Source organism: Enterobacter cloacae complex sp., from assembly GCF_900322725.1.
In the GTDB taxonomy this organism is placed as follows: Bacteria; Pseudomonadota; Gammaproteobacteria; order Enterobacterales; family Enterobacteriaceae; genus Enterobacter; species Enterobacter quasihormaechei.
On the sequence record NZ_LT991957.1, the window covers coordinates 3,544,025 to 3,561,906 of the forward strand.

Annotated in this window: 15 protein-coding genes; 4 read left to right on the forward strand and 11 right to left on the reverse strand. The window is 58.9% G+C overall.

Translation table 11 applies throughout. The features are described from left to right. Positions 1-17 precede the first annotated feature (17 nt). Positions 18-725, forward strand: a complete 708-nt coding sequence (locus DBR02_RS17480; RefSeq protein ID WP_107534964.1) for a Bax inhibitor-1/YccA family protein — start codon at positions 18-20, stop codon at positions 723-725. An 89-nt stretch (positions 726-814) separates the two neighbouring features. Here DBR02_RS17480 and DBR02_RS17485 read toward each other — a convergent pair whose 3' ends face one another. The 3 genes from DBR02_RS17485 to DBR02_RS17495 are packed head-to-tail and all read right to left on the reverse strand — an operon-like array spanning position 815 to position 3,773. Beyond that, entirely contained in the window at positions 815-1,777 is a 963-nt protein-coding gene (locus tag DBR02_RS17485) for a lysylphosphatidylglycerol synthase domain-containing protein (protein ID WP_063866156.1), read from the reverse strand. Beyond that, positions 1,777-3,015, reverse strand: coding sequence for a cardiolipin synthase ClsB (gene clsB / locus DBR02_RS17490; protein ID WP_107534965.1), 1,239 nt, complete (start codon positions 3,013-3,015; stop codon positions 1,777-1,779). The genes DBR02_RS17485 and clsB overlap by 1 nt, the downstream gene beginning before the upstream one ends. Next, the gene (locus DBR02_RS17495; RefSeq protein WP_107534966.1) at positions 3,012-3,773 is read right to left on the reverse strand and encodes an endonuclease/exonuclease/phosphatase family protein; all 762 of its coding nucleotides are present in this window, start codon (positions 3,771-3,773) and stop codon (positions 3,012-3,014) included. Before DBR02_RS17495 ends, clsB begins: the two co-directional genes overlap by 4 nt. Positions 3,774-3,906: 133 nt before the next feature. Here DBR02_RS17495 and DBR02_RS17500 point away from each other — a divergent pair, with 133 nt between their 5' ends. Continuing rightward, on the forward strand, positions 3,907-4,317 hold the full coding sequence (locus tag DBR02_RS17500; RefSeq protein WP_006809522.1) for a YbhQ family protein: 411 nt from the start codon (positions 3,907-3,909) through the stop codon (positions 4,315-4,317). Here DBR02_RS17500 and DBR02_RS17505 read toward each other — a convergent pair. The 5 genes from DBR02_RS17505 to cecR are packed head-to-tail and all read right to left on the reverse strand — an operon-like array spanning position 4,279 to position 9,967. Then, the gene (locus tag DBR02_RS17505) at positions 4,279-5,385 is read right to left on the reverse strand and encodes an ABC transporter permease (protein WP_063866159.1); all 1,107 of its coding nucleotides are present in this window, start codon (positions 5,383-5,385) and stop codon (positions 4,279-4,281) included. The genes DBR02_RS17500 and DBR02_RS17505 overlap by 39 nt on opposite strands. A gap of 57 nt (positions 5,386-5,442) precedes the next feature. Continuing rightward, entirely contained in the window at positions 5,443-6,576 is a 1,134-nt protein-coding gene (locus DBR02_RS17510) for an ABC transporter permease (protein ID WP_063449293.1), read from the reverse strand. After that, positions 6,566-8,305: an ATP-binding cassette domain-containing protein gene (locus tag DBR02_RS17515; RefSeq protein WP_107534967.1), complete on the reverse strand. Its 1,740-nt coding sequence runs from the start codon at positions 8,303-8,305 to the stop codon at positions 6,566-6,568. The genes DBR02_RS17510 and DBR02_RS17515 overlap by 11 nt, the downstream gene beginning before the upstream one ends. Then, positions 8,298-9,293: a secretion protein HlyD gene (gene hlyD, locus DBR02_RS17520; protein ID WP_107534968.1), complete on the reverse strand. Its 996-nt coding sequence runs from the start codon at positions 9,291-9,293 to the stop codon at positions 8,298-8,300. Before hlyD ends, DBR02_RS17515 begins: the two co-directional genes overlap by 8 nt. Continuing rightward, the gene (gene cecR, locus DBR02_RS17525) at positions 9,290-9,967 is read right to left on the reverse strand and encodes a transcriptional regulator CecR (protein ID WP_107534969.1); all 678 of its coding nucleotides are present in this window, start codon (positions 9,965-9,967) and stop codon (positions 9,290-9,292) included. The genes hlyD and cecR overlap by 4 nt, the downstream gene beginning before the upstream one ends. 204 nt (positions 9,968-10,171) lie before the next feature. Here cecR and rhlE point away from each other — a divergent pair, with 204 nt between their 5' ends. Continuing rightward, positions 10,172-11,554, forward strand: coding sequence for an ATP-dependent RNA helicase RhlE (rhlE, locus tag DBR02_RS17530; protein WP_107534970.1), 1,383 nt, complete (start codon positions 10,172-10,174; stop codon positions 11,552-11,554). Positions 11,555-11,651: 97 nt separating this feature from the next. Next, positions 11,652-13,829 carry an ATP-dependent DNA helicase DinG gene (dinG, locus tag DBR02_RS17535; protein WP_107534971.1) on the forward strand — a complete coding sequence of 726 codons (2,178 nt, stop codon included), beginning with the start codon at positions 11,652-11,654 and terminating at the stop codon, positions 13,827-13,829. On the opposite strand, the gene DBR02_RS17540 is transcribed toward dinG, so the two are convergent. The 3 genes from DBR02_RS17540 to DBR02_RS17550 are packed head-to-tail and all read right to left on the reverse strand — an operon-like array spanning position 13,816 to position 17,880. Further along, on the reverse strand, positions 13,816-14,319 hold the full coding sequence (locus DBR02_RS17540) for a fimbrial protein (RefSeq protein ID WP_107535665.1): 504 nt from the start codon (positions 14,317-14,319) through the stop codon (positions 13,816-13,818). The genes dinG and DBR02_RS17540 overlap by 14 nt on opposite strands. 5 nt (positions 14,320-14,324) lie before the next feature. Then, positions 14,325-15,314 carry a fimbrial protein gene (locus DBR02_RS17545; protein ID WP_107534972.1) on the reverse strand — a complete coding sequence of 330 codons (990 nt, stop codon included), beginning with the start codon at positions 15,312-15,314 and terminating at the stop codon, positions 14,325-14,327. A 22-nt stretch (positions 15,315-15,336) separates the two neighbouring features. Next, complete coding sequence (locus DBR02_RS17550; RefSeq protein ID WP_139158012.1) at positions 15,337-17,880, reverse strand: fimbria/pilus outer membrane usher protein; 2,544 nt, start codon at positions 17,878-17,880, stop codon at positions 15,337-15,339. Between the last annotated feature and the right edge of the window lie 2 nt (positions 17,881-17,882).

A 17,882-nucleotide genomic window follows, 5' to 3' on the forward strand; every position in this document is an offset into this window, starting at 1 on the left:
TTAATCAGGAGTGAATCATGGACCGATTTCCGCGTTCCGATTCGATAGTACAGCAGACCCGTAGCGGGCTGCAAACCTACATGGCTCAGGTGTATGGCTGGATGACGGTCGGCTTGCTGCTTACCGCGTTTATCGCGTGGTATGCGGCAAACACGCCTGAACTGATGATGTTCGTCTTCTCCAGCAAAATCACCTTCTTTGGGCTGATCATTGCGCAGCTGGCGCTGGTGTTCGTTCTCTCCGGGCTGGTACACAAGCTCAGCGCGGGCATGGCGACTACGCTGTTTATGCTCTATTCAGCGCTGACCGGGCTGACGATCTCCAGTATTTTCATCGTCTACACCTACTCCTCCATTGCCAGCACGTTTGTGGTAACCGGCGGGATGTTTGGCGTGATGAGCCTGTACGGCTACACCACGAAACGCGATCTGAGCGGTTTCGGCAGCATGCTGTTCATGGGGCTGATCGGGATTGTGCTGGCGTCGCTGGTGAACCTGTGGCTGAAGAGTGAAGCGCTGATGTGGGCGGTGACCTATATCGGGGTGGTGATCTTCGTTGGCTTAACCGCCTACGACACCCAGAAGCTGAAAAACATTGGTGAACAAATTGATGTTCGCGACAGTTCAAACCTGCGCAAACACGCCATTCTGGGCGCGCTGACGCTTTATCTGGACTTCATCAACCTGTTCCTGATGCTGCTGCGTATTTTCGGCAACCGTCGCTAGGATTGTTATGCCGGGTGGCGGCTTTGCCTTACCCGGCCAACGAAAGGCGAACCGTAGGTTGGGTAAGGCGAAGCCGCCACCCGACTTATTCACTTCGCTAACATCCTCTCATTCTTCGCGCGCAACTTCTTCGCCCGACTCTCCAGCACCAGATAACAGACCGTTGCCAGCGCCAGCGGCAGGAAATAGTAGATCATGCGGTACGCGAGCAGGGCGGCGATAATCGTTCCCTGAGAGACATGCTCACCCGCAAGCAGCGCGATAAACACCGCTTCCAGTACGCCAATCCCCGCCGGAATGTGCACAATCACGCCAGCAATACTGCTTACCAGCAGCACGCCCAGCACGAAGAAGTAATTCACATCTTCCCCAATCAGCAGCCAGATAATGGCCCCCATCGCCATCCAGTTGGCGCTGGATACCACCATTTGCAGGACGGCAAACTTCCATGAAGGCAGCACCAGCTTCTGCCCTTTAATGGTCATATGGCGACGTTTGGCAAAGGCGCAGGCCCACACGTAGGCCGCGATAATCAACAGCAGCACGATGCCAAGAATGCGCAGCGTCGCTTCATCGATGTACCAGTGCGCAGGCAGCTGTACCACGCCAATGGTGAAAATCACCCCGCCCAGCAGGATATACCCCAGCCAGTTGGTGGTAATACTCAGCGAGAAAATGCGCGTGATGGTGCCGCCCGGCAATCCGAGGCGGGAGTACAGGCGATAGCGCATGCCAATCCCGCCCACCCAGGTGCTCAGCGTCAGGTTAAAGGCGTAGCAGATGAACGACACCAGCATGACCTGCCGCTTTGCCAGCTTGTGCCCGCAGTAGGCGCGCCCTAACAGGTCATAGCAGCCGTACATCAGGTAACTTACTATCACCAGCCCAATGGCGCCCAGCAGCACCGTCCGGTTGTAGTTGCGGATAACTTTCCACACCTCTTCCCAGTCTACCTTTTGCGCGTACACCACCAGCAGTACCGCGACGGCGATGAAGAACAGCCACGTCAGGATTTTTTTCGCCAGCCGCCAGCGAGGATGAGATTTCGACATCAGGTTTTCCCTCCATCTTCCGCCTCTACGCGGTCCTGGGTTTCCATTTCGGGTTGCACGGGCGGATCCACCAGCGCCAGTTTCGGCGTATGCGCGGGTAGCCAGCCCACCATGGCCGGGAAGTGGCGCAGGAAGTGGAACACCACCACGCCGATGCCCACGTTCCACCAGCTGCGTTTCGGCACCATGGATTCATCCACCCGCACGCAGTCTTTATTGATCAGACCCTGAAGGTTATCGCGCAGGGTCTGGTTGAACTGACGATCGTGGATAATCAGGTTCGCTTCCAGGTTGAGCGATAAGCTCAGCGGATCGAGGTTACTGGAGCCGACGGTCGCCCAGTGATCGTCCATCACCGCCACTTTGCCGTGCAGCGGGCGGCGGCGATATTCATAGATCTGCACGCCGCTTTTAACCAGATAGCGATAGAGCAGACGCGCGCCCACCTTCACAATCGGCATATCGGGCTCGCCCTGGACGATGAGCTTCACGCTCACGCCGCGTCGGGCCGCGTTGCGCATGGCGTGCAAAATCCGGTAGCCGGGGAAGAAATAGGCGTTGGCGATAATCACCTCGCGCTTCGCGTTCGCCAGCATCTTCAGGTAATGACGCTCAATATCGTCCCGATGCTCCTCGTTGTCCCGCCAGACGAACAGCGCCTGCGCCTCGCCGGGCTTGCGGTTCTCTTCAGGGCGATGACGGCGTCGCCACCAGCGGCGAGCGGCCTCTTTGCCGGGTAAGTTTTCCAGCACGAACAGCTGGATGTCCTGTACCACCGGTCCCTCAATACGGATTGCATAATCCTGCTTGGCCTCAGGACCGTAATCCGACATATGCTCGGCGGAGTAGTTGATGCCGCCCACGAAGGCCACCGTTTCGTCCACCACCACAATTTTGCGGTGCATTCGGCGGAACAGGTTGGTGCGCATGCCGAACAGACGCGGGCCGGGATCGTAATAGCGGAACACTACCCCTGCGGCGGTGAGTTCGTTAACAAATTCGTCGCTCAGATCCGGCGAACCATACCCGTCGAGCAGAACCTCAATTTTTATACCGTGACGGGCGGCATGCAGCAGCGCGCTGTGCAACTGCCTGCCCACGTCGTCTTCAAACCAGATGAACGTTTCCAGGAATACTTTCTGCTGTGCGTGGCTAATCGCCTCAAAGACCGCCGGATAAAAGTTATCGCCATTTTCCAGCAGCGTAATACGGTTACCTTCCTGCCATGTGCATTTCATAAGTGGATCTCCGCGCTGAGTGGGGCATGGTCGGAGAGATGTCGCCAGTTGAGCAAGGCCAGCGCCGTCGGGCTACTGGCGTGGGCATTTTTTACGTAGATGCGGTCAAGGCGCAGCAGGGGGAAGCGCACCGGAAACGTCCGCGCAGGGCGACCGCGGGCGCGGGTAAAAATCTCCTCCAGCCCCGCATTGACCTTCAGCGGATGGTTGGCGCGCTGACGCCAGTCGTTAAAATCACCGGCCACCACCACGGGTTCGCCCTCGGGCAGCGCATTCGTCCACTCGGCCAGCATCTGAAGCTGAGCCTGGCGGTGGGCTTCACGCAGGCCGAGGTGAACGCAGCCCACGTGAATGGGAAAATCAAGATCCGGCGGCGCGATGCGGCAGTAAAGCAACCCGCGCTTTTCGCTCTCGCCGACCGACACGTCGCGATTTTCATAATGTTCAATCGGATAGCGCGACAGCACTGCGTTGCCGTGATGCCCCTCCGGGTAGACCGCATTGCGCCCGTAGGCGTAATCGCTCCACATCGTGTCCGCCAGAAATTCGTAGTGTGGCGTGTCGGGCCAGTTTTCGAAATGCATCGGGTGCACCTCGTGCGCGCCCATGACCTCCTGAAGGCAGACAATATCGGCGCTAACGGTGCGTACCGCGTCGCGCAGCTCCGGTAAAATGAAGCGGCGGTTAAATGCTGTGAAGCCCTTATGAATGTTAATCGTCAGCACCTTGAGTGAGAAATGCTGCGTTTTTTTGCTCATAAACACCTTCCTGGGTGACTATCCCGATGAAAATAAAGTGTAGTAGGCGTCACAAAAAGATGCGGCGTTACGGAATTTTCCGTAAAGTGCGGTAGTCTGAACTAGCAGAGAAAAATCCTTCAGGAGAGAAGCCATGAAGTGGCAACAACGCGTTCGTGTCGCAACCGGTTTGAGTTGCTGGCAGATAATGTTGCATTTACTGGTCGTGGCCGTACTTGTAATGGGCTGGATGAGCGGCACGCTGGTGCGTGTGGGCTTAGGGCTATGTGTGCTTTACGGCGTGACCGTGCTGTCGATGCTGTTTTTACAGCGTCACCACGACGCGCGCTGGCGTGAAGTGGGTGATGTGCTCGAAGAGCTCACCACGACCTGGTATTTTGGTGCGGCAATGATCGTCCTGTGGCTGCTGTCACGCGTGCTGCAAAATAACCTGCTGCTGGCCCTGGCGGGTCTGGCTATCCTCGCAGGGCCGGCAGTGGTGTCGTTGCTCACCAAAGAGAAAAAGCTACGCGATGTTTCGTCTAAACATCGCATAGGCCACTGAGCCCGTTGTGGCCGCGATGACCAGTAGCGGCCACAAACTTCCCCACACAATATCCAGACTCGCATCCTTCAGATAGATTTGCTTGGTGATATCCGTGAAGTGACGAATCGGGTTTACCCACGTCAAATCCTGTAACCACACCGGCATGTTCTCAACAGGCGAAACGTACCCTGATAGCAAAATCGCCGGCATCATAAAGACAAACACCCCGATAAACGCCTGCTGCTGGGTTGAGCAGAGCGCGGAAATCAGCAGCCCAAACCCGACCAGCGACAGGCCGTAAATCACCATCGTGAAGTAAAACAGCGCCAGCGATCCGGCAAACGGGATCTGGTAGGCCCAAATCCCGACGCCCAGCACGATGGTGGCCTGGAAGGTGGCGACGATCAGCGCCGGCACCGCCTTGCCGACAAATATCTGCCAGGTGGCGAGCGGAGAGACCAGCAGCTGATCCAGCGTACCCTGTTCACGTTCGCGCGCCACGGACAGCGAGGTGACGATCATCACGCCAATGGTGGTGATCATGGCGATAAGCGACGGGACCACAAACCACTTGTAGTCCAGATTGGGGTTGTACCAGTTGCGCACCACCAGTTCGCTGTTGTTGGGCTTCGGTTTGCCCGTCATCAGCTCCTGCTGATAATCCTTCACCACCTGTTGCAGGTAGTTCGCCGCAATCTGGGCGCTGTTGGAGTTACGCCCGTCGAGGATAAGCTGCATCGGCGCGGTCTGGAAGGTGTCCAGGTTACGAGAGAAATCCGCCGGGAAGCGCACCAGCAGTAACGCTTTCTGCGTGTCGATGGTGGGCTGGATCGCCTGCGGGCTTTTCAGCAACAGGACATGGGTAAAGGCCTTAGCGCGGGCGAAACGCTGGGTCAGCTCGACGGAATGCTTGCCGTTGTCTTCGTTGTAAATCGCGATGGTGGCGTTGGTGACCTCCAGCGTGGCGGCAAACGGAAACAGTACAACCTGAAGCAGCACCGGCAGCACCAGAATGGCGCGGGTCTGCGGCTCACGCAGCAGCGATTGCAGCTCTTTGCGGATCAATGTCCATAAACGGTGAAACATCGCGTCGTCCTCCTGTCGGGTGGCGCTTGCGCTTACCCGACCTACATAATCCGATGGCTAATCTAATCTTCTTTTCGTTTTCATCCACGTCAGGCCGATAAACATCACCGCCGACGCCAGCAAAAACAGGGTGTTGATAATCAGCACCACCGGGATATTCCCCGCCAGGAACAGGCTTTGCAGGGTGCTGACAAAGTAGCGCGCCGGAATGATGTAGGTCACGGCGCGGATCACCGCCGGCATGCTGTCTATCTGGAAGATAAACCCGGAGAGCATAATCGACGGCAGAAAAGCCGCGTTCAGCGCCACCTGCGCGGCGTTAAACTGGTTGCGGGTGATGGTGGAGATGAGCAGCCCCATCCCCAGCGTGCTGAGTAAAAACAGGCTGGTAATAAAGAACAGCAGCACCAGCGAGCCGCGGTACGGCACGCCGAGGATAAAGACGGCGACCAGCATGCACAGCAGCATCGCCAGCATGCCGAGGAAGTAGTAGGGGATGAGCTTACAGAGCAAAAGCTCGACGCGCGTCACTTCGGTTGAAAGCAGCGCCTCCATGGTGCCGCGCTCCCACTCGCGGGCGATGACCAACGAGGTGAGGATCGCGCCAATCACCGTCATGATGATGGTCACCGCCCCCGGAATAATAAAGTGCTGGCTGATGGCGGCGGGGTTAAACCAGTAGCGCGTCTGCACGTCAATCAGCGGTTCAAACGTCTCCCCCCGGTCTTCGGCGCGCTGCATCTGCCACAGCTGCCAGATCCCCTCCGCATAGCCCTGCACAAAGTTGGCGGTGTTCGGCTCGCTGCCGTCGGTAATTACCTGGATCGGCGCATCGGCGCCCGGGCGCGCCATGTTGGCGGCAAAATCCACCGGGATGACGATCAGGCCGCGAATTTTCCCGGCCTGCATTTTCTGGATCAGTTCCTGCCGGCTGTCGCTGATGGTGGCGTCGATGTACGGCGAGCCGGTCATGGCGTGGGTGAAGTCCAGCGCCTCTTCGCTCTGCTGCTCCAGCAAAATCCCGACCCGCAGCTTGCTGGAGTCGAGGTTAATCCCGTAGCCAAAGATAAACAGCAGCAGCAGGGGGATCACCACCGCAATAAGCCAGCTGCTGGGATCGCGCACGATCTGCCGCGTCTCTTTGATGCACAGGGCGCGCACCCGGCGCCAGGAAAGGGCGTTACTGCGCATGAGCATTCTCCTTATCCCAGTCGTGGATGAGGGTGATAAACGCCTGCTCCATCGTCGGGTCTGGCTGTGCGTCGTCGGCGGCCTGCGCTTTCAGGTCGTCCGGCGTGCCGTGGGCAATCAGCTTGCCGCGATAGACCAGCCCGATGCGGTCGCAGTATTCCGCCTCATCCATAAAGTGGGTGGTGACCATCACGGTCACGCCTTTTTCCACCATGCTGTTGATATGCAGCCAGAATTCGCGGCGGGTGAGGGGGTCCACGCCTGACGTGGGTTCATCAAGAAACAGGATATCCGGCTCGTGCATCAGTGAGCAGGCCAGCGCCAGCCGCTGCTTGAAGCCAAGCGGCAGCGCGTCGGTAGCGTGTGACGCGATATCGGTCAGACCGAAGGCCTCGCACATGCGGTCGATTTTCTCGTTCTGCGCCCGCCCCCGCAGGCCGTAGACGCCGGAGAAAAATCGCAGATTTTGCTCAACCGTCAGGTTGCCGTAGAGCGAAAACTTCTGCGCCATATAGCCCAGATGCTGGCGCGCCTTGCCGGAGCTGACTTTAAGATCCATGTCCAGCACCAATGCCTTGCCGGACGTCGGCACCAGCAGGCCGCACATCATTTTAAAGGTGGTGGATTTTCCCGCCCCGTTCGGCCCGAGCAGGCCGAAAATCTCGCCGCGCTTCACCGCAAAATTGACGTTATCGGTGGCGGCGAAATCGCCGAATTTTTTGGTCAGCGATTTCGCCTCGATGACCGTTTCGCCCGGCGTGCCTTCCACCGTATGCAGAATGGCGCCAAGCGGTGATTCTGAGGTTCCCGCCCCGCCCAGAAGGTCGATAAACGCATCTTCAAAGCGCGGGGCGGTTTCCTGCATCTCAATCTCAGGCATCCCCTGCGCCTGGCGGATACTCTCGGCGGTCGCCTCTTTGCTGAGGATCACGCGCACCGAGCGGCCCTGAATCATGCCGTCGCTGATCTGCGGCAGCTTCAGCACCCGTTGCAGCAGCGTGCGGTTGGACTCCTGCGGACTATGCAGCAGGAAACTGCGCCCGGCCATGGTGTGCGTCAGCTCGGTGGGCTCGCCCTGATAGAGCAGTTCGCCTTCGTTCATCAGCAGCACGTCGCGGCACTGCTCCGCTTCATCAAGGTAAGAGGTGCTCCAGAGGATCAGCATGCCGTCACCCGCCAGCTCGTGCACCATCTGCCACAGCTCGCGGCGGGAAATCGGGTCCACACCTACGCCGGGTTCATCCAGCAACAGCACTTTTGGTTCGCCCACCAGCGTACAGGCCAGCCCCAGCTTCTGCTTCATCCCGCCGGAAAGCTTGCCCGCCAGCCGGTCGGTGAACGGGCCGAGGGAGGTAAATTCGAGCAGTCGGGCGAAGGTTTTCTGCCGGGTTTCGCCGGTGACGCTGCGCAGATCGGCGTACAGATTGAGGTTTTCCATCACCGTCAGATCTTCGTACAGGCCAAACTTCTGCGGCATATAGCCGAGTATGCCGTGGAGCGCCGCGTCGTCTTTGATCGGATCGAGGCCAAGCACGCGGGCCGATCCCTCGTCCGGCTTCAGTAAGCCCGCCAGCATCCGCATCAGCGTGGTTTTACCCGCGCCGTCCGGCCCCACCAGCCCGGTCACATAGCCTTTCTGAATGGTGCAGTTCAGCGGTGCGACCGCCGGTTTGTCCATTCCCGGGAAACGTTTGACCAGATTATTGAGCTGGATAACCGCATCATTCATGTCGTTCCCCGTCGTTTAAGGTCACGGTAACAGGCATGCCCTGACGCAGCGCGTCGTCCGCGTCGGTGACGATGATGCGCAGGCGATACACCAGGTCGGTGCGCAGGTCCGGCGTTTCCACGGTCTTCGGCGTGAATTCGGCGGTAGGGGAGACGAAGCCCACTTTACCGTGATACGGCTTGTCCGGGCGACCGTCGGTATAGAGCAGCAGCTCGCGGCCCGGCTGCATCTGGCCGAGATTCGGTTCATCAATGTAGGCCCGCACCCAGACCGGACGGGTTAAGGACAGCGTCAACACGGTGCTGCCCGCGCTGAGCATGCTGCCCGGCTCCACGGCGCGGGTCATCAGCGTGCCGTCAGACGGGGCGATGAGCGTGGTATCGTGCAGATCCAGCTCTGCCTGGGCAAGCTGCGCCTGCGCCTGCTCGAGGCTGGCCTTCGCCTGGGCGATGTCTTGCGCGCGGTTACCGGAGCGGTACTGGCTGAGCTTATCCTGTGCCGATTTCAGCGTCGCCTGCGCCTGGTCACGGGATGAACGCGCGTTTTCCAGGTCGTTGGCGGAAATGGTGCGGCTTTTCCACAGCCCCTGCTGGCGGTTGTAGAAGTTCTGCGCGTAGTCATAAGCGGCTTTGGCCTGCTTAACGGCAGCCGCCGCCTGAGAGATCTCTTCGTCACGATAGCCCGCCAGCATCAGGTCGTACTGCGCCTGGGCGACGGAGACCCCTGCTTTTGCCTGCATCAGCGCGTTCTCAAACGGGGCTTTGTCCAGCATCCCCAGCGTCTGCCCGGCTTTGATGGCGTCGCCTTCGTCAACGCTCAGCGAGGCGAGACGCCCGCCAACGCGGAAGCTCATATTCACGGTGCGGATATCCACGTTGCCGTACAGCGTCAGGCCGCGATCCTGCTGGCTCTGATACCACAGCCAGCCGCCGATTCCCGCAGCAAGCAAAACAACAACCACCAGTATGATGGCGACAGGTTTTTTCATGACTTCTGGCTCCTTTGCGTTAAGCCTTGCAGGATGAGATCAACGTGACAGGTAATGACCCGGCTGATTTGCCCGGCTTTATCCTCATCGAACTGTGTCCAGCCCGTACGTAAGAGGATGGTCTCGCGCCCCAGACGGAAGGCGAGCACTTCGCCCAGCAGGGCGTGGGTATGCAAAATGGTGTCGGTATCGCCGGCGTCCCGTCCGGTATAGGCGGCGATCAGCCGGGTCAGATGGCTATGCATCGGGGCGATCACCTGATCGTGCACCAGCTGGTAGGCGGCGGTGGGGGAGAGCTGCTCGCGGGAGATAAATTTGCTCAGGTTCAGCGTATCGTCGTGCGTCAGCAGGCGGATCATATTGTGGCAGGCGTTAAGGATCAGCTGGCGGATGGCCGCCCGGTCCGGCTCTGGCTGGCTGAATAACGCGGTGGCCTCTTCCACGTGCGGACGAAAGCTGGTGTCGATAAAATCCGCGATCCACTGGGCGCAGGCGAGATATAAATCCTCTTTTGAACCAAAATAGTAGGTAATGGCCGCAATATTCTGCCCGGCCTGGGCGGCGATATCCCGCGTGGTGGCATGCAGACCATACTCGCCAAACTGTGCCAGCGCGGCGGCAATCAACTGACTTTTCGCCTGTTCGCCTTTGGTCGTCGTTGGGGTTGTATTCATAGCGTCATTAAAAATTAATCAATCGATTGATTAAGATTATGCCTGATTTCCGCAAACGTCGAGCCATCACCGGGGATATTTTATGCGCCACGTCACAAAAGCTGCTACACTCCGCACCTTCGCGACATTGTGGTTTTTGTCCTCTTATTCGTTATATCTCCCTGAAAACTACACCTGTGATGGTCGGGGCGGTTCGGAGTTTTTATGTCTTTTGATTCCCTTGGTCTGAACCCGGAAATTCTGCGCGCCATCGCAGAGCAGGGCTACGTTGAGCCAACCCCTATCCAGCAGCAGGCCATTCCGGCCGTGTTGCAGGGCCGTGACCTGATGGCCAGCGCGCAGACCGGTACCGGTAAGACTGCGGGCTTTACCCTGCCGCTGCTAGAGCTGCTGGTAAAAAACCAGCCGCACGCCAAAGGCCGTCGTCCGGTGCGCGCGCTGATCCTCACCCCAACCCGCGAGCTGGCGGCCCAGATTGGTGAGAACGTGCGTGAGTACAGCCGCTACCTCAATATTCGCTCGCTGGTGGTGTTCGGCGGGGTGAGCATTAACCCACAGATGATGAAGCTGCGCGGCGGCGTTGACGTACTGGTGGCAACGCCGGGTCGTCTGCTGGATCTGGAGCACCAGAACGCCGTGAAGCTCGACAGCATTGAAATCCTGGTGCTGGACGAAGCCGACCGCATGCTGGATATGGGCTTTATTCACGACATTCGCCGCGTGCTGGCCAAGCTGCCGGCGCGTCGTCAGAACCTGCTGTTCTCCGCGACCTTCTCCGATGAGATCAAGGCGCTGGCGGAAAAGCTGCTGCATAACCCGCTGGAAGTGGAAGTGGCGCGCCGCAACACCGCCTCTGAGCAGGTGTCGCAGCACGTGCACTTCGTTGATAAGAAGCGCAAGCGGGAACTGCTCTCCCAGATGATCGGTCAGGGCAACTGGCAGCAGGTGCTGGTCTTTACCCGCACCAAGCACGGCGCCAACCACCTGGCGGAACAGCTGAATAAAGACGGCATCCGCAGCGCGGCGATCCACGGCAACAAGAGCCAGGGTGCGCGTACCCGAGCGCTGGCGGACTTCAAATCTGGCGATATTCGCGTGCTGGTGGCGACCGACATCGCTGCCCGTGGCCTCGATATTGAAGAGCTGCCGCACGTGGTGAACTACGAGCTGCCAAACGTGCCGGAAGACTACGTACACCGTATCGGCCGTACCGGTCGCGCGGCGGCAACCGGTGAAGCGCTCTCTCTGGTTTGCGTGGATGAACACAAACTGCTGCGCGACATTGAACGCCTGCTGAAGAAAGAGATCCCGCGCATCGAAACCCCGGGATATGAAGTTGACCCGTCCATCAAAGCCGAGCCGATTCAGAACGGCCGTCAGGGCGGCGGTCGCGGTCAGGGCGGCGGCGGTCGTGGCCAGCAGCCGCGTCGTTCCGAAGGCGGCGCGCCAAAATCCGCGGGCAAACCGCCGCGTCGTAATAACGACGGCAAGCCGGCCGGTGAAAACCCGTGGCGCAGCGGTGAAGGCAAACCGGCAGGCGAGGGGCAGCGCCGACGCCGTCCGCGCAAGCCTGCTAATCCGCAGTAATCTGGAAGCCCGGTCGTAAAGCCGGGCTTTTCTTTTTGCGGCGGCGAAGAGAAAGTGCCACAATAGTGGCTGTTTATACAGTATTTCAGGTTTTCCAATGGCTTTAACCGCCGCGCTGAAAGCGCAAATAGGCGCCTGGTATAAGGCGCTACAGCAGCAGATCCCCGACTTTATCCCCCGAGCGCCGCAGCGGCAGATGATTGCCGACGTGGCAAAAACGCTCGCCGGGGACGACGGGCGACATCTGGCGATTGAAGCCCCAACCGGCGTCGGGAAAACCCTGTCGTATCTCATTCCCGGCATCGCCATCGCGCGGGAAGAAGACAAAACGCTGGTGGTCAGCACCGCGAACGTGGCCTTACAGGATCAGATCTTCAGCAAAGATTTGCCGCTGCTGCGCAAAATCATCCCCGATCTTCGCTTCACTGCCGCCTTTGGGCGCGGGCGGTATGTTTGCCCGCGCAATCTGGCGGCGCTGGCCAGCAGCGAGCCCTCGCAGCAGGATCTGCTCGCGTTTCTTGATGACGAGCTGACGCCCAATAACAAGGCGGAGCAGGAGCAGTGCGCAAAGCTGAAGGCCGACCTCGATGGCTACAAGTGGGACGGCCTGCGGGATCACACCAGCCAGGCGATCGGCGACGACCTGTGGCGCAGGCTCAGCACCGATAAAGCCAGCTGCCTGAACCGCAACTGTCACTACTACCGGGAATGCCCGTTCTTCGTCGCCCGACGTGAAATTCAGGAAGCGGAGGTGGTTGTCGCCAACCATGCGCTGGTCATGGCCGCGCTGGAGAGTGAGGCGGTGCTCCCGGAGCCGAAAAACCTGCTGCTGGTGCTTGATGAAGGCCACCATCTGCCTGACGTGGCGCGGGATGCGCTGGAGATGAGCGCGGAAATCACCGCCCCGTGGTTTCGACTTCAGCTGGATCTGTTCTGCAAGCTGGTGGCGACCTGCATGGAGCAATTCCGCCCGAAAACCACGCCGCCGCTGGCGGTCCCGGAGCGGCTGAGCGAGCACTGCGAAGAGGTGTACGGCCTTATCTCCTCGCTCAATAACATCCTCAACCTCTATCTTCCCGCCGCCCAGGAAGCGGAACACCGCTTTGCGATGGGTGAGCTGCCGGAAGAGGTGATGGACATTTGCCAGCAGCTGGCGAAGCACCTCGAAAAGCTGCGCGGGCTGGCGGAGATGTTCTTAAACGATCTCAGCGAGAAAACCGGTAGCCATGACGTGGTGCGTCTGCACCGCATTCTGCTGCAAATGAACCGCGCGCTGGGCATGTTTGAAGCCCAGAGCAAGCTCTGGCGGCTGGCCTCCATGGCGCAGGCATCGGGCGCACCGGTCACCAAATGGGCCACCCGCGAGGTGCGGGACGGGCAGGCCCACCTGTTCTTCCACTGCGTGGGCATCCGCGTAGCCGATCAGCTGGAAAAGCTCATCTGGCGCAGCGTGCCGCACGTCGTGGTGACGTCGGCGACCCTGCGCTCCCTGAACAGTTTTTCACGGTTGCAGGAGATGAGCGGCCTGAAGGAGAAAGCGGGGGACCGCTTTGTGGCGCTGGACTCGCCGTTCAACCACTGCGAGCAGGGCAAGCTGGTCATTCCACGCATGCAGTACGAGCCGCTTATCGACAACGAAGAGCAGCATATTGCGGAGATGGCGGCCTACTTCCGCGAGCAGGTCGAGAGCAAAAAATACCCCGGCATGCTGGTGCTGTTTGCCAGCGGACGGGCGATGCAGCGTTTCCTGGAGCACGTCACCGACCTGCGTCTGCTTCTGCTGGTGCAGGGCGACCAGCCCCGTTACCGGCTGGTGGAAACCCATCGCAAGCGCATCGACAGCGGCGAGCGCAGCGTGCTGGTGGGGCTACAGTCGTTTGCTGAAGGGCTGGATTTGAAGGGAGATTACCTGACGCAGGTGCATATCCATAAAATCGCCTTCCCGCCCATCGACAGCCCGGTGGTGATCACCGAGGGCGAGTGGCTGAAAAGCCTCAATCGCTATCCGTTTGAGGTGCAAAGCCTGCCCGCCGCCTCGTTTAACCTGATCCAGCAGGTGGGGCGATTAATCCGTAGTCACGGCTGCTGGGGGGAAGTGGTGATCTACGACAAGCGTCTGCTCACCAAAAGCTACGGTCAGCGGCTGCTGAACGCGCTGCCGATCTTCCCGATTGAGCAGCCGGAGGTGCCGGAGGTAAAAAAACGCCCGGCAAAACTGGCCGCCGGGCGCAGGAAAAGCATCCGTGCTAAGGGGCGCGGTCCTACTGGTAAGTGAAGGTCACCTGAATCACGCTGCTGAACGTGCCGGCGGTGACGGGCATGGCCGTGGCGTAGTAGCGTGCGGACAGCGGGAACGTGGCCGTGTGGTCACTCGGGTTAATGGCGGCGTTAAAGGCGGCCTGCGGGGCAATCAGGATCTTGTCCTGACGGTCGGCCAGCTCCAGCGCCAGCCCTTTTGCGCTGCCGATATTGGCGAATTTCGTCGGGTGCACGCTGTCGGCCTGGCCGTAGAAATAGGCCGTGGCAAGCGCAAGCGTAGCCGGGCAGTGCGACACCGAGAGCGAAAAGTCTTTCCACTCGCCGGTATCCCCCACGTCTTTAAAACTGCCCGACACCGCCTGGCCTAAATCTACCGTCAGGTTGCGGCTGGCGCTGTCAATGATGCAGGTGTTGGCGTAAATATTCCCGTTAATCTGGATCTGGATATCGTCGGCGTGGGCCTGGGCGATCAGCCCCAGCGCCAGAATCGCAATACGCTTTTTCATGTCGGTCACTTATAGGCGAGGGTGATGGTGGCAACGGTGTTGGCAGGTCCTGGCGTAACGACATCGCTGACCTGCTCGTAACGAACCTCAAACGGGATCACCAGCGTTTCGTTGGCAATGGCCTCGCTTTGCGTGTTCACATAGGTATCAAAGGTGGCGATATGGTCATCAAATAGCATTCTCACCCCGACGCCGGTTGCCACGCCGGTCTGCTGTGTGAGCTTAAGCACCCCTTCGAACGCCGATTCATAGCCGTTGGCGCTGGTGACCTTAACCTCTGGCTGCACGGTGCTGTTGCAGTTCACCGTAACGTCAAAGTTTTGCGCCGGACTTGACAGCATCCCGACGCTGACAAAATCGCTCACCGGGAAATCGCCCAGGTTTACGGTCAGGTTTTTCGGCAGGACGGAGCAGGTCACGTTCTGAAGTTCAACGTTCCCGGCATAGGAAAGGGTGTTCGGATCGCTGATGCCTTCATGTTGATAAACGCCGATGCCAAACTTTGACTGCGCCTGAGAAAGCGAGCCGGATTTCACCGTATCGCTCGTTTTAACCAGTTCCAGCGTCACGTTAAAATTGAACGCCTCGCTGGAATCCGTTGAAACAAACCCGAGCGGCGTGGCGGTGGAATTACAGTAAATACCTCCCGCGCCGGTAATTCGCTGGCCTTTATCATTCATCAGCGCCACGCCAACGCCCTCAACGCCCGACTCATAAACGCCGGAGAGCCCCGGTATTTCGAGACCCGAGCCGTAGTAGCACGCCACAATCGGCAGCCCGTAGTCAGAAGGGTTATAGCAGTTACCCGCTACGTGAACGGTTTGTTCCGTCCCCGGAATAGTGGCGCCCACGGGCAGGGTGCTGGAGACGGAGATGGCGGCGACGTTAATCTGCCGGGGCAAATCGGACGACGTACAGGTTGCCTTCGCGTGCGGCATAAATAACGCCGCGGTCCCGAGAACCAGTAAGAAAAAGCACTGTTTAATCATTTGCATAATCGTTAGCCTGAACGGTGGATCAGTGACACTGCGCGGCAGCGTTAATGATGCTGGTTTTCTCTTTCTCATCCGTTAGCGCATAGTCAGCGATGCAGCGCTCGCTCGCGTCCTGTCCCCAGGAAACGGCGAGATGCCCCTGCTGCGGCAGACCTGAGAGATAGGTCTGGCCGTCATTACCGACGATAAATTCGCTGTCCTTATCCTCCGTGGTGACCGTCGCGCCGAACGGCAGCGGTTTGCCGTTGTGCGTGAGCGTCATCAGCACGCGGTTGCCCACGCGAGTGTTAAAGCTGGCGCGCACCACGGCCCCGCGGGTTGGGGTGACGATCTGCGCCGCGTGGGTGACGTCGGCGTCGTCCGGCAGCGTTTCAGTATCCAGCGCAATGGTGTTGTGGCGATACGCAGTGACGAACGGCACGACGGTGTAACCGCGGAAGTCGGTTTCAACGCCGGTCTGGTTAGTGATGTGCGTCCCGTGCGTGCCCGGCGCTTTCACCAGCGCGATGGTCTCCCCGAGCGGCTGGCTCAGGGTTATCCCGTTTGCGTGGGCCACCACGCCGCCCTGTAGCCCGACGTTCACGCTCTGCTGATATTTATCCTGACTGACGCCGCCGCTCAGTTCGCCATACGTTGCTTTGTAATCGGCGTTAAGGCTGGTGGAGTTACCGCTGCCGGTACTGCTCAGCCCTTCCTGAATGTTCCAGTTCAGGTTGTCCTCTTTCAGGGCCGTACCGTTCAGACCGATGTTCTGCGTGGTGCCCTCTTTGGTGTTGTTCAGGTTGTACGTGGCCCAGGTGTTATGCATCCAGCGATCCAGCGGAACCGAGACGCTCAGCGCGAACTGGTTATCGTTCGTCACCTCATTGCCGTCTTCGTCACTGTCGTTGGTGTTTTTGTTCATGCTGTAGCTGAGGCTGTAGCTCACGCCGTGCCAGCTGTTGTTGTAGCTGACGCTCACGGAGGTCATGTTCTGGCTCTGGCTCCAGTAGGTCTCTTTCACCAGGCTCAGGGTCAGGGACCCCCAGCCTTCCGGCAGCGTCTGGTCAACGGTGGCTTCGGTGCGGGCGCGGCGCTGCTGCGGTGCAGACCAGTCGTCAGCGCGGGTATAGGACTCCATGGTGTCTTCCAGGGTGTAAAACCCTTTGCTGTTATAGCGATAGCCGGCCAGCGAGAAGTTAGTGCCTGACTGGACGATATCTTTGCTGTAGCGCACGCGCCACGACTGGCCTTTGCTGGCCTGCTGTTTTTTCAGCAGGGCTTTGGCGCGGGTGACGTCAATGGAGAAGGCGCCTAAATCGCCCATGTTTTTCCCGACGCCGACCGCCTGAGACTGATAATGGCTGCTCTGCTGCACGCCACCGTAGGCGGTAACACCGTAGGGTAAACCGTAGATGGCGCTGCCCTGGGCAAACGGAGTCTTTTCCACGTCTTTGTCATAAGAACGATAGCGTCCGGCGGTCACGCTGTAGCGCAGGTTTTTCTCACGCTGCAATACCGGCACGGAGGCAAACGGCACCACGAAATGGCTTTCGCTGCCGTCGGTCTCTTTCACGGTCACCTGGAGGTCGCCGCTGCTTCCGGTGGGGTAAAGATCGTTAATTTCGAACGCGCCCGGCGCGACCGTGTTTTGATAAATGACGTAGCCGTTCTGGCGAACCACCACCAGCGCGTTGCTGTGGGCAGTGCCGCGAATAATGGGCGCATAGCCTTTCTCGCTGTCCGGCAGCATGTCGTTGTCGGATTTCAGCTCCACGCCGGTGTAGGGCACGCTGTCAAAAACATCGGCAGGCGATGAGCTCTGGCCGACGGTGACGTCGCTTTTCATCGCCACAATATCGCGCTGCGCATAGGTATAAACGGAGGTGAATTTCTGTTCCTCCTCCTTACCCGTGGTGCTGCGATTCCAGGTGGAATAGTTGCGAATGCGCCATGCGCCAACGTTCAAACCCGGACGCAGGTTAACGTACTGGCTGCTGTTATCCTGCTCGCCGCGCTGACGTGCACGGCTGTGGCTGGCATTTGCGCTGTAGTTAAGCAGGCCCGCAGTGATGCCTTCGTCAAACGCTTTCGGGTCAATGTAACCGCGAGGCACCTGGCCCAGCGCCGTTTGAGGAATGCTCAGCAGCAGCTGCTGGTTGCGAACGCGAAAGGTTGCGGATGCCGCAGGGATGACGCGTAAATTGGCGCACTGGCCTTTGGCCATCAGCTGCGGAAATTTTTTGGTCTTGATACCGAGACTTTTTAAATCGTCCAGGCTAAAACAAGGTTGCAGCGTGCCGTTGCCCTGCGGATCTTTCTCAAGCGTAAAGGTCACGTTGCGTGTATCAATTTTATTATTATTGATAAACACCGCGACCTCATATTTTCCCGGTGCCTGGCCGGGCCCTTTTTCATAAACGGACAGATCGGTTTTTCCCTGCTGGGGATTATCAATATCCAGCAGGGCAGGGTTAAAATAATCATCAGCCATTACCTGCTGGGCAAAGATCGCCATTGCCAGGCCACAAAGAATGACCAGCAATGAAGAAATTCGGCAGGTGAACGGCTTTTTATCGCTGTACATGA

Excerpts from the sequence above, each read along its gene's own strand:
- DBR02_RS17480 (WP_107534964.1), top strand. The coding sequence starts at position 18 with ATGGACCGATTTCCGCGTTCCGATTCGATAGTACAGCAGACCCGTAGC.
- DBR02_RS17485 (WP_063866156.1), bottom strand. The coding sequence starts at position 1,777 with ATGTCGAAATCTCATCCTCGCTGGCGGCTGGCGAAAAAAATCCTGACG.
- clsB (WP_107534965.1), bottom strand. The coding sequence starts at position 3,015 with ATGAAATGCACATGGCAGGAAGGTAACCGTATTACGCTGCTGGAAAAT.
- DBR02_RS17495 (WP_107534966.1), bottom strand. The coding sequence starts at position 3,773 with ATGAGCAAAAAAACGCAGCATTTCTCACTCAAGGTGCTGACGATTAAC.
- DBR02_RS17500 (WP_006809522.1), top strand. The coding sequence starts at position 3,907 with ATGAAGTGGCAACAACGCGTTCGTGTCGCAACCGGTTTGAGTTGCTGG.
- DBR02_RS17505 (WP_063866159.1), bottom strand. The coding sequence starts at position 5,385 with ATGTTTCACCGTTTATGGACATTGATCCGCAAAGAGCTGCAATCGCTG.
- DBR02_RS17510 (WP_063449293.1), bottom strand. The coding sequence starts at position 6,576 with ATGCGCAGTAACGCCCTTTCCTGGCGCCGGGTGCGCGCCCTGTGCATC.
- DBR02_RS17515 (WP_107534967.1), bottom strand. The coding sequence starts at position 8,305 with ATGAATGATGCGGTTATCCAGCTCAATAATCTGGTCAAACGTTTCCCG.
- hlyD (WP_107534968.1), bottom strand. The coding sequence starts at position 9,293 with ATGAAAAAACCTGTCGCCATCATACTGGTGGTTGTTGTTTTGCTTGCT.
- cecR (WP_107534969.1), bottom strand. The coding sequence starts at position 9,967 with ATGAATACAACCCCAACGACGACCAAAGGCGAACAGGCGAAAAGTCAG.
- rhlE (WP_107534970.1), top strand. The coding sequence starts at position 10,172 with ATGTCTTTTGATTCCCTTGGTCTGAACCCGGAAATTCTGCGCGCCATC.
- dinG (WP_107534971.1), top strand. The coding sequence starts at position 11,652 with ATGGCTTTAACCGCCGCGCTGAAAGCGCAAATAGGCGCCTGGTATAAG.
- DBR02_RS17540 (WP_107535665.1), bottom strand. The coding sequence starts at position 14,319 with ATGAAAAAGCGTATTGCGATTCTGGCGCTGGGGCTGATCGCCCAGGCC.
- DBR02_RS17545 (WP_107534972.1), bottom strand. The coding sequence starts at position 15,314 with ATGCAAATGATTAAACAGTGCTTTTTCTTACTGGTTCTCGGGACCGCG.
- DBR02_RS17550 (WP_139158012.1), bottom strand. The coding sequence starts at position 17,880 with ATGTACAGCGATAAAAAGCCGTTCACCTGCCGAATTTCTTCATTGCTG.